At 68.9% G+C, this 7,002-nt stretch carries 9 protein-coding genes and 1 pseudogene; 5 read left to right on the forward strand and 5 right to left on the reverse strand.

Annotation, left to right across the window (positions count from 1 at the left end; all coding sequences use genetic code 11):
- Positions 1 to 128: 128 nt before the first annotated feature.
- From ACFHWY_RS27645 to ACFHWY_RS27660, 4 genes are all read left to right on the forward strand, one after another.
- The gene (locus tag ACFHWY_RS27645) at positions 129 to 320 is read left to right on the forward strand and encodes a hypothetical protein (protein WP_416583183.1); all 192 of its coding nucleotides are present in this window, start codon (positions 129 to 131) and stop codon (positions 318 to 320) included.
- Positions 321 to 396: 76 nt separating this feature from the next.
- Positions 397 to 1,071, forward strand: coding sequence for a DUF6461 domain-containing protein (locus tag ACFHWY_RS27650; protein WP_416583184.1), 675 nt, complete (start codon positions 397 to 399; stop codon positions 1,069 to 1,071).
- Positions 1,072 to 1,778: 707 nt separating this feature from the next.
- Positions 1,779 to 2,246 (forward strand): winged helix-turn-helix domain-containing protein, encoded by a 468-nt coding sequence (locus ACFHWY_RS27655; protein WP_416583185.1) that lies wholly within the window; start codon positions 1,779 to 1,781, stop codon positions 2,244 to 2,246.
- Complete coding sequence (locus tag ACFHWY_RS27660) at positions 2,210 to 2,830, forward strand: transposase (protein ID WP_416583186.1); 621 nt, start codon at positions 2,210 to 2,212, stop codon at positions 2,828 to 2,830. The genes ACFHWY_RS27655 and ACFHWY_RS27660 overlap by 37 nt, the downstream gene beginning before the upstream one ends.
- 176 nt (positions 2,831 to 3,006) lie before the next feature.
- Here the strand turns inward: ACFHWY_RS27660 and ACFHWY_RS27665 are convergent, their stop codons facing one another.
- The 5 genes from ACFHWY_RS27665 to ACFHWY_RS27685 form a co-directional block, all read right to left on the reverse strand.
- The gene (locus ACFHWY_RS27665; RefSeq protein WP_416583187.1) at positions 3,007 to 3,957 is read right to left on the reverse strand and encodes a cation diffusion facilitator family transporter; all 951 of its coding nucleotides are present in this window, start codon (positions 3,955 to 3,957) and stop codon (positions 3,007 to 3,009) included.
- Positions 3,958 to 4,094: 137 nt separating this feature from the next.
- Complete coding sequence (locus ACFHWY_RS27670; protein ID WP_416583188.1) at positions 4,095 to 4,367, reverse strand: GlsB/YeaQ/YmgE family stress response membrane protein; 273 nt, start codon at positions 4,365 to 4,367, stop codon at positions 4,095 to 4,097.
- 172 nt (positions 4,368 to 4,539) lie between these two features.
- Entirely contained in the window at positions 4,540 to 4,761 is a 222-nt protein-coding gene (locus ACFHWY_RS27675; protein WP_416583189.1) for a hypothetical protein, read from the reverse strand.
- A 106-nt stretch (positions 4,762 to 4,867) separates the two neighbouring features.
- Positions 4,868 to 5,917 carry a sporulation protein gene (locus tag ACFHWY_RS27680; RefSeq protein ID WP_416583190.1) on the reverse strand — a complete coding sequence of 350 codons (1,050 nt, stop codon included), beginning with the start codon at positions 5,915 to 5,917 and terminating at the stop codon, positions 4,868 to 4,870.
- A 258-nt stretch (positions 5,918 to 6,175) separates the two neighbouring features.
- Entirely contained in the window at positions 6,176 to 6,844 is a 669-nt protein-coding gene (locus ACFHWY_RS27685) for a transporter associated domain-containing protein (RefSeq protein ID WP_416583191.1), read from the reverse strand.
- On the opposite strand from ACFHWY_RS27685, the pseudogene ACFHWY_RS27690 reads away from it, so the two are divergent.
- A pseudogene (locus tag ACFHWY_RS27690) lies at positions 6,729 to 7,002 on the forward strand (hypothetical protein); the annotation flags it as partial. The gene ACFHWY_RS27685 and the pseudogene ACFHWY_RS27690 sit on opposite strands and share 116 nt — an antisense overlap.

A 7,002-nucleotide genomic window follows, 5' to 3' on the forward strand; every position in this document is an offset into this window, starting at 1 on the left:
TGCGGGCATCGCTGGTGTTCCTCCCAGGTTTCGACGTCTCCATCAAACCCGGTGCGGGACAAGTTCCCCTTCGCCGGCACCTATGAGGGAGGAACGGACGGCAGGCTGTGCGCGGACATCCTCCCGCTGTGCTGTACGAGAACGGTCAGTGGGTGCTCTACGAGGCTCGGGCGGACAAGCCGGTCACCTTCAATGAACCGTGCGTGCGCGGCCACGTTGACGTAGACGCGAACTCCTCCGCCGGAGGCAAGTACGGTGCCTTCGTGAGGAACCAGCGTGTCCTCGACACCGAGAAGTTCGACATCCACACCGTGAGCTGACAAAGACGTGGCCGGGCGGAGGCCCGAAAGAGCTTCCGGCCCCCGCCCGGCCCCTGGGGCCGCGCAGGAGACCTACATGAGTGAAACGACCGCCGGACAGTGGGCGTGGGCCGAGGATCCACGCCTGGTCATGTGGTGTGTGACATTCACCCGGGCCATCACGGCCCCGGATGCGCTCGCGCGATACGGCGCCGACCCGCAAGTCGCCCGCCTGCTCGACCGCGACCAGGCCAACTCCTTGTACGCCGCGACCACGCAGGAAGGGTCGGTGCTGCGCGCCGGTTCCTTGGGCATGTGGTCGTTCTGTTTCGAGGAGCACGGCATCACCGGCGCCATGTCCGGCACATGTACCGCCCTGTCCGAGGGCACCGAGACCCTCAGCCTCCTGCACGGCGCCGACGGCATGAACAGCTTCGCCCACTGGCGTGACGGCCGGCGCGTCGAGCGTTTCGAGTTCCGGCATGACCTTCACGAAGCCTCAACCACCACACCCCTGGTGGGACGCTGTCGAGGATCACCTCGCCACACGTCCTCCGCAGCGTTCCCGGCTGATGTCGGCCCTGGAGGTGGTGACGACACACATCGGTGCCGCGCTCGACTCCCGCACCGTCAACGGGCCGCTGCTCACCGCAACTCTTCTGACCAGCAGGAGACCTCCCTCGCCGGGCCGCCCGCGTGCCACCAGCCGCCGTCCGCCTGGGCGTCTGCTCCACAGCCCCGCGTCCGTCCCACCTCGGCCTCAGACGGATAGGGAGATCGAGGAACGCGAATAGGAGTACCGCCGTTCGCGCCGTCACGTGATCGCCGTCGTAGTGGTGCTTCCATAGTCGACAGCCAGCCGCGCCTGCCCCGGTCGCATACCCGACAGTCAAACATGAGGATCACATTCACGTCACGCCTCAACTACAGAAAGCAGTGGCCGGCGGAAGCGGGCCGGCCGGGGATGGAGGGCGATACCCCACCGACGGTATGCGGACCCCGAAGGCCACGGGACCCGGCACCTGGGCGGCCTCACCCCGATCGGCCAGGTGCCGGTGAGAAGAGCACACCGGCTGGCGGCGTGGTCGTCGCACAGCGACACTCCGGCCTGCTGTCAGCAACAGCGGCGCCCTGCGGCGGCGGAGGCTTCCCGTGCGGCGCATGGGGTCTGACTTGCGGTGTTGAGTCGGCCTGGAGCGCGGTTCCAGCGTTGCCGCTGGCCCGTTTCTCCAGGCCGCTCGCCGAACCCGCCGTGCGTGTCTCCACGCAACGGGCTCTCCACGGGTTCTGCCGTTAGGTGTTGATGGTTGCGGTCCACGGGTTGGGGATCTTGGTTCCTCTGTAGCGGTAGCGCGTCACGTGGATCGCGGCTACAGATCTTGAAGGGCCAGGTTTGTCCACTGTGGGTCGGCGTGTCGGCGCGATCTTCGGTGGTGATCGTTGTAGGCCGGGGTGATGAGGTATCCCGATGGAGGTGGGTTGTCCGCGCGGGGGCGGGCGAAGCGTGAGGCGGTGCGGCGGCAGGCTGCCGGGTGGTTCGCTGAGGGTGTGTCGGTGCCGGAGGTCGCGCGCAGGTTGCGGGTGTCGCAGACCGCGGTGTACGGCTGGCGTAAGCGGTGGCGGGCCGGTGGTGAGCAGGCTCTGGCGTCGAAGGGGCCGGGTGGGTCTCGGTGTCGGCTGGATGATGGGCGGCTGCGGCGGCTGGCCGATGCTCTGGAGCAGGGTCCGGCGGCGCATGGGTTCGGTAGTGATCAGCGGTGGACGCTGGCGCGGGTGTCGGACCTGATCGTTCGGATGTTCCGCACCCGGTACACGCTGCGCGGCACGGCGAACATCATGTACCGGCTTGGCTGGTCGGTGCAGGTACCGAAGCACCGTGCGGTCGAGCGGGACGAGGCCGCGATCACCACGTGGCGGCGGGAGACGCGGCCGGCGGGAAAACGGTAGCGGCGCAGCGGCAGGCGTGGCTGGTCTTCGAGGACGAGGCCGGTCAGACGCTGCGCCCACCGAAGACACGCACCTGGGGACTACGCGGGCACACCCCCGTGGTTCCGGTGTCGGGCAAGGGCTCCGGCCGGGTGTCGATCGCCGGGTTGACCTGTTACCGGCCCGGCCAGCGGTCCCGGTTCATCTACCGCACGATCACCCATCGGGGCCGCAAGAACGAGCGCCGCAGCTTCAGCGAACGCGACTACATCGCCCTGCTGGACGCCGCCCACCAGCAGCTCGACGGCCCGATCGTGTGCGTCTGGGACAACCTGAACACCCACATCAGCGCCGCCATGCGGCAGATGATCGACGCCCGGGACTGGCTGACCGTGATCCGGCTACCCGCCTACGCCCCGGACCTCAACCCCACCGAGGCAGTGTGGTCCCACCTCAAACGCAGCATCGGCAACCTTGCCGTGACCGGCGTCGACCACCTCCAGGCGATCATCAAGAACCGCCTCAAGAGCATCCAGTACCGCACCGACCTACTCGACGGCTTCCTCGCTCACACCGGCCTGACCCTCGAACCCGACACAACCTGACCATTCAAGATCTGTCGTCGTCGGTGGCCCAGCCGGCGCCTTCCTTGACCTTGCCGGCGGCCTCTTCGGAGGCGTTGCTGATCTTGTCATCGATACCCATGGAGCCTCCTACGTCGATGCTGGCGCTACATCGGTGTCAGTACCCCCGGCACTGGACCTGAACCACCCTCGACCGGTCAGTTGCTGGGGCCGGGCGCGGCGGCGCCGGTGTGCGTGGGCTGTCGGTCGATGTCGGGTTCGAGGTAGATCGTCGTGGCGGTGGGAAGGACCCGGCGGATGCGTGCCTCGGCGTCGTTGATGGTGGCGGCGACGTCGGCTCCCCGGTCGGTGGTGCCGATGGCGATCTTCGCCGCGACCAGAAGTTCCTCCGGCCCGAGGTGCAGGGTGCGCAGGTGGATGATCCGGTCGACGCCGGGGGTGGACACCAGTTCGGAGTGGATCGCGGCCACCTCTTCGGGCAGGGCGGCCTCACCGATGAGCAGGCTCTTGGTCTCGGCGGCGAGGATGACGGCGATGACCACCAGCAGAACGCCGATGCACAGGGTGGCGATGCCGTCGTAGACGCCGTTGCCGGTGAGCACGCTCAGTCCCACGCCGAGCAGCGCGAAGACCAGACCGAGCAGCGCGCCGGCATCCTCGAGCAGGATCACCGGCAGTTCCGGGGCGCGGGCGTGGCGGACGAAGGAGACCCAACCCCGCTTGCCACGGACCTTGTTCGCCTCGACGATCGCGGTCCGCAGCGCGTAGCTCTCCAGGGCGATCGCGATCAGCAGAACGGCGACGGCGATCAGCGGTGAGGTGAGCTCGTGCGGGTCGCTGACCTTGTGGTAGCCCTCGTAGAGGGCGTACAGGCCACCGAGGGTGAACAGGACGATCGCGACGATGAACGCGTAGACGTAGCGCTCCCGGGCGTACCCGAAGGGGTGCAGCGCCGACGGGGCGCGGCGGGCTTGTTTACCGCCGACCAGCAGCAGCGCCTGGTTGGTCGAGTCCGCGACCGAGTGCACCCCCTCGGCGAGCATCGACGCCGACCCGGTGACCGCCGCGGCGACGAACTTGCTCACCGCGATACCCAGGTTCGCGACCAGCGCCGTCACCACGGCCTTCGTGCTGCCTTCGGCCGCCATCAGATGTCTTCCCCTCGTCGGAGGTCATGAGTGGGTGGTCAGTGTGCCAGCGGCGTTGCCTGCTGCCCACCGGTGGCCGCAGCACGCCGCCGGCCCGCCCCGAGGGGCTGGGCCGGCGGGACGTAGCGGTGTGACGGTCAGTGGACGCGGCGGCGGCCATAGGCGCCGGCGGCGATCGCCACGCCGATCGCGGCGAAGACGACCTGGATGGCCAGCTCGATCCAGTCGATGCCGGCGGTGTCGTCGACGTTGATGGCGCCGGCGACGAGGGTGCCGAGGATCGCGGCGACCACGCCGATGAGCAGGGTCAGCCAGATCGGGATGTTCTGCTTGCCCGGCACGACCAGTCGACCCAGCGCGCCGATGACCAGACCGATGATGATCGCGGTGAAGAAGCCGGTAACTTCCACGAGAGCCGTCCCTCCAGAGGGGTTGTCGTCGGCTCCGATCATTGCCCTGCCCCGCAAGCGCCGAAACACCGCCGCACGCCCCGTCCCGCCGTCAGCGGGAACGGCGGTGAAATGGACGGATGCCCGGTGGCCCGGACGGGTACCTAAGCCACCGGACATCCGCGCGGTGGTGCTACTTGGTGCCGGTGAGGGCGACCAGGGCGTTGGCGGTGCGGAAGTACGGGTTGCGGCCGAGGTCGCCGACGGTGGTGATGTTAAAGGCGTCCTTGAGCAGCTTGGCGTCGCCGTCGCTGACCCCGGCTAGGGCGGACACCGGGGCGTCGACGATCTCGGTGAGGGTCTTGTCCTGGTAGGCCTTGTCGACCAGCTTGGTGAAATCGGCGGTGACGGGCATGCACACTCCTTCGAAGCTCCGATCGGATAATCCGAGCGGTTGCGGACAAACCTGCCGAATTAGATCATGGAGGGGGTATGCAGATCCACTGTGGACGAGCGGCGGTTCACGCCTCGTCGTCGCCGCCCTCGTCGTCGCCGAAGGAGTCGAGGACCTCGTCGGCGACCATGCCGCCGGCGAAGCCGAGGGCGGCACCGCCGACCACGCCAGCGGCGACGGCGCCCATGCCGGAGCCGCCGTGCCGCTCGTGGTGCTCCTCCTTGTAGTGCCCACCGGGGTGGCCGTACGCGGCGTGTCCGTAGCCGGGAGCGCCGTAGGCGGGCTGCCCGTAGCCGGGGGTGCCGTAGCCGTGGGCGGGCGGGGCGTAGCCGTGGCCGGCGTGCATGCTCTGGTAGCCGTCGAGGGCCTGGCGGACCCAGCCGTCGACCTGCGTGGCCCAGTCCACGCTGTCGGCGTCGACGTGCGCGGCGTGGTAGCGGCCGTAGGAGTCCTGGCCGCCGGTGAACAGGCCACCGCGCTTGTCGAACTCCAGCACGACGTCCACGCCGTGCTCGTTCGCGACGAAGGTCAACTCGACCTCGTTGGCGCTGTGCGCGTACTGCGGCGCGGCGTAGTACTCGATCTCCTGGTAGAACGGCAGGCTCTGGTGCAGCCCCGAGATGTGCCCGCGCTCCAGATCGGCGCCCTTGAACCCGAAGCCGAGCCGGCCGAAGGCCTCCAAGATGCGTTCCTGGACCGGCAGCGGGTGCACGTACACCGGGTCGAGGTCGCCCTTGTCGACCGCGCCGCGGATCGCCACCTCGGTACGAAGGCCCATCGTCATGCCGTGCCCGTACAGGTCGGTCACCGGGGTCTCCCACGGCATCGCCACCTGGAGCGGCAGGGACAGGTGCTGCCCCTCGCGCAGGTGCAGGCCACCGGCGACCTGAACGCGGTGGAACTCGACGAGGGCGTCGTACTCCTCCTCCGCGCCGTCGATCTCCACTCGAGTGACCAGCCCGACGGTGACGTGGTCGATCTTCACATCGTGGCTGCCGCCGGTCAGGTTCACTTGCCCGCCCAGCATCAACCCCGGGCGGGTGCTCGGATTGGACAGGACGGTATCGACGCTGGGGCCGCCGACCCCGAACGCGCCCAGCATCTTCTTGAAAACCACGAACCTCTCCTTCGACGACCACCGACCGCGCGACAGCCGCGGAGCCGGTGGAACTTCCACTGGAACCCTTGTGCCGCAACGAGATCAACGACGTCCATAGTGGAGGCCGCCGCGCCGGGAAAGTACCAACGCCACCTGAGAAGTAGCTGAGTGCGTCCGTGGCGTTACGCTCGGGTAGCGCCGAATGGGTATCGGGTCTGGCTTCCGTGGGCTGCGGCCGACACCCTTACGTCACGCGCCTGTCAGTCGCCGGCTCGGTCAGGAACTCGCCTCGTCCTCGCCGGTCTCGGGCCCGTCGGCAGGCACCGGCGTGGTGCGCAGGCGCACCCGGGTGATGGCCCGTCCGGTCACCTCCGCCACCTCGGCGGACAGGCCCGGCAGCTCGATCACCTCACCCGGCGTCTTCGGAATGTGGCCGTGGTGGGCCAGGACCAGGCCGGCCACGGTCGTGTAGTCGCCGGCATCGAGGGTGTCCTCGTCGAGGTCGATGCCCACGTCCGGCAGGTCGTGCAGCGGGAAGCCGCCCGGCATCAGCAGCGCCCCGTCGGCCTCCCGTACGACGGCCTGTACGTCCCGGTCGGTCTCGTCGTAGATCTCCCCGACGATCTCCTCGACCAGGTCCTCCATCGTCACGATCCCGTCGATGGAGCCCCGCTCGTCCACCACGAGGGCGAACTGCTGCCGCTGGGCGCGCAGCTCCCGGATCGCCTTGGTCACCTTCAACGTCTCCGGGAGATACAGCGGCAGGCTTGCGTACTCGGCGACCGGGCCTTCCTGTTCGAGCAGGTCCCGCATGTGCACCACGCCAACCGTGTCGTCAAGGCCGCCGCGGCCCACCACCGGCGCGCGGGTCTGCCCCGACCTGCCCAGCTCCCGCAGCGCCTGCGGGGCCGGCTCACCCGGCCCCGACCCGGCCGCCGTCATCATCGCCCAGGCGCCCACCGACGGCGCCAAGACCACGGAGCCGGCCACCGCCCGCGCGTTACTGGAACAGATCGACCTACGCGACGTGACGGTGACCGCGGACGCGTTGCACACCGTCAAGGCCACCGCCGAACTGATCCACCAGCAGGGCGGCCATTTCG

It is taken from the genome of Micromonospora sp. LOL_024, from assembly GCF_048060415.1.
In the GTDB taxonomy this organism is placed as follows: domain Bacteria; phylum Actinomycetota; class Actinomycetes; order Mycobacteriales; family Micromonosporaceae; genus Micromonospora.

What these genes read in the sequence shown, in the direction of transcription:
- ACFHWY_RS27665 (WP_416583187.1), bottom strand. Translation starts at nt 3,957, where the DNA reads ATGGCGGCCGAAGGCAGCACGAAGGCCGTGGTGACGGCGCTGGTCGCG.
- ACFHWY_RS27650 (WP_416583184.1), top strand. Translation starts at nt 397, where the DNA reads ATGAGTGAAACGACCGCCGGACAGTGGGCGTGGGCCGAGGATCCACGC.
- ACFHWY_RS27685 (WP_416583191.1), bottom strand. Translation starts at nt 6,844, where the DNA reads ATGATGACGGCGGCCGGGTCGGGGCCGGGTGAGCCGGCCCCGCAGGCG.
- ACFHWY_RS27675 (WP_416583189.1), bottom strand. Translation starts at nt 4,761, where the DNA reads ATGCCCGTCACCGCCGATTTCACCAAGCTGGTCGACAAGGCCTACCAG.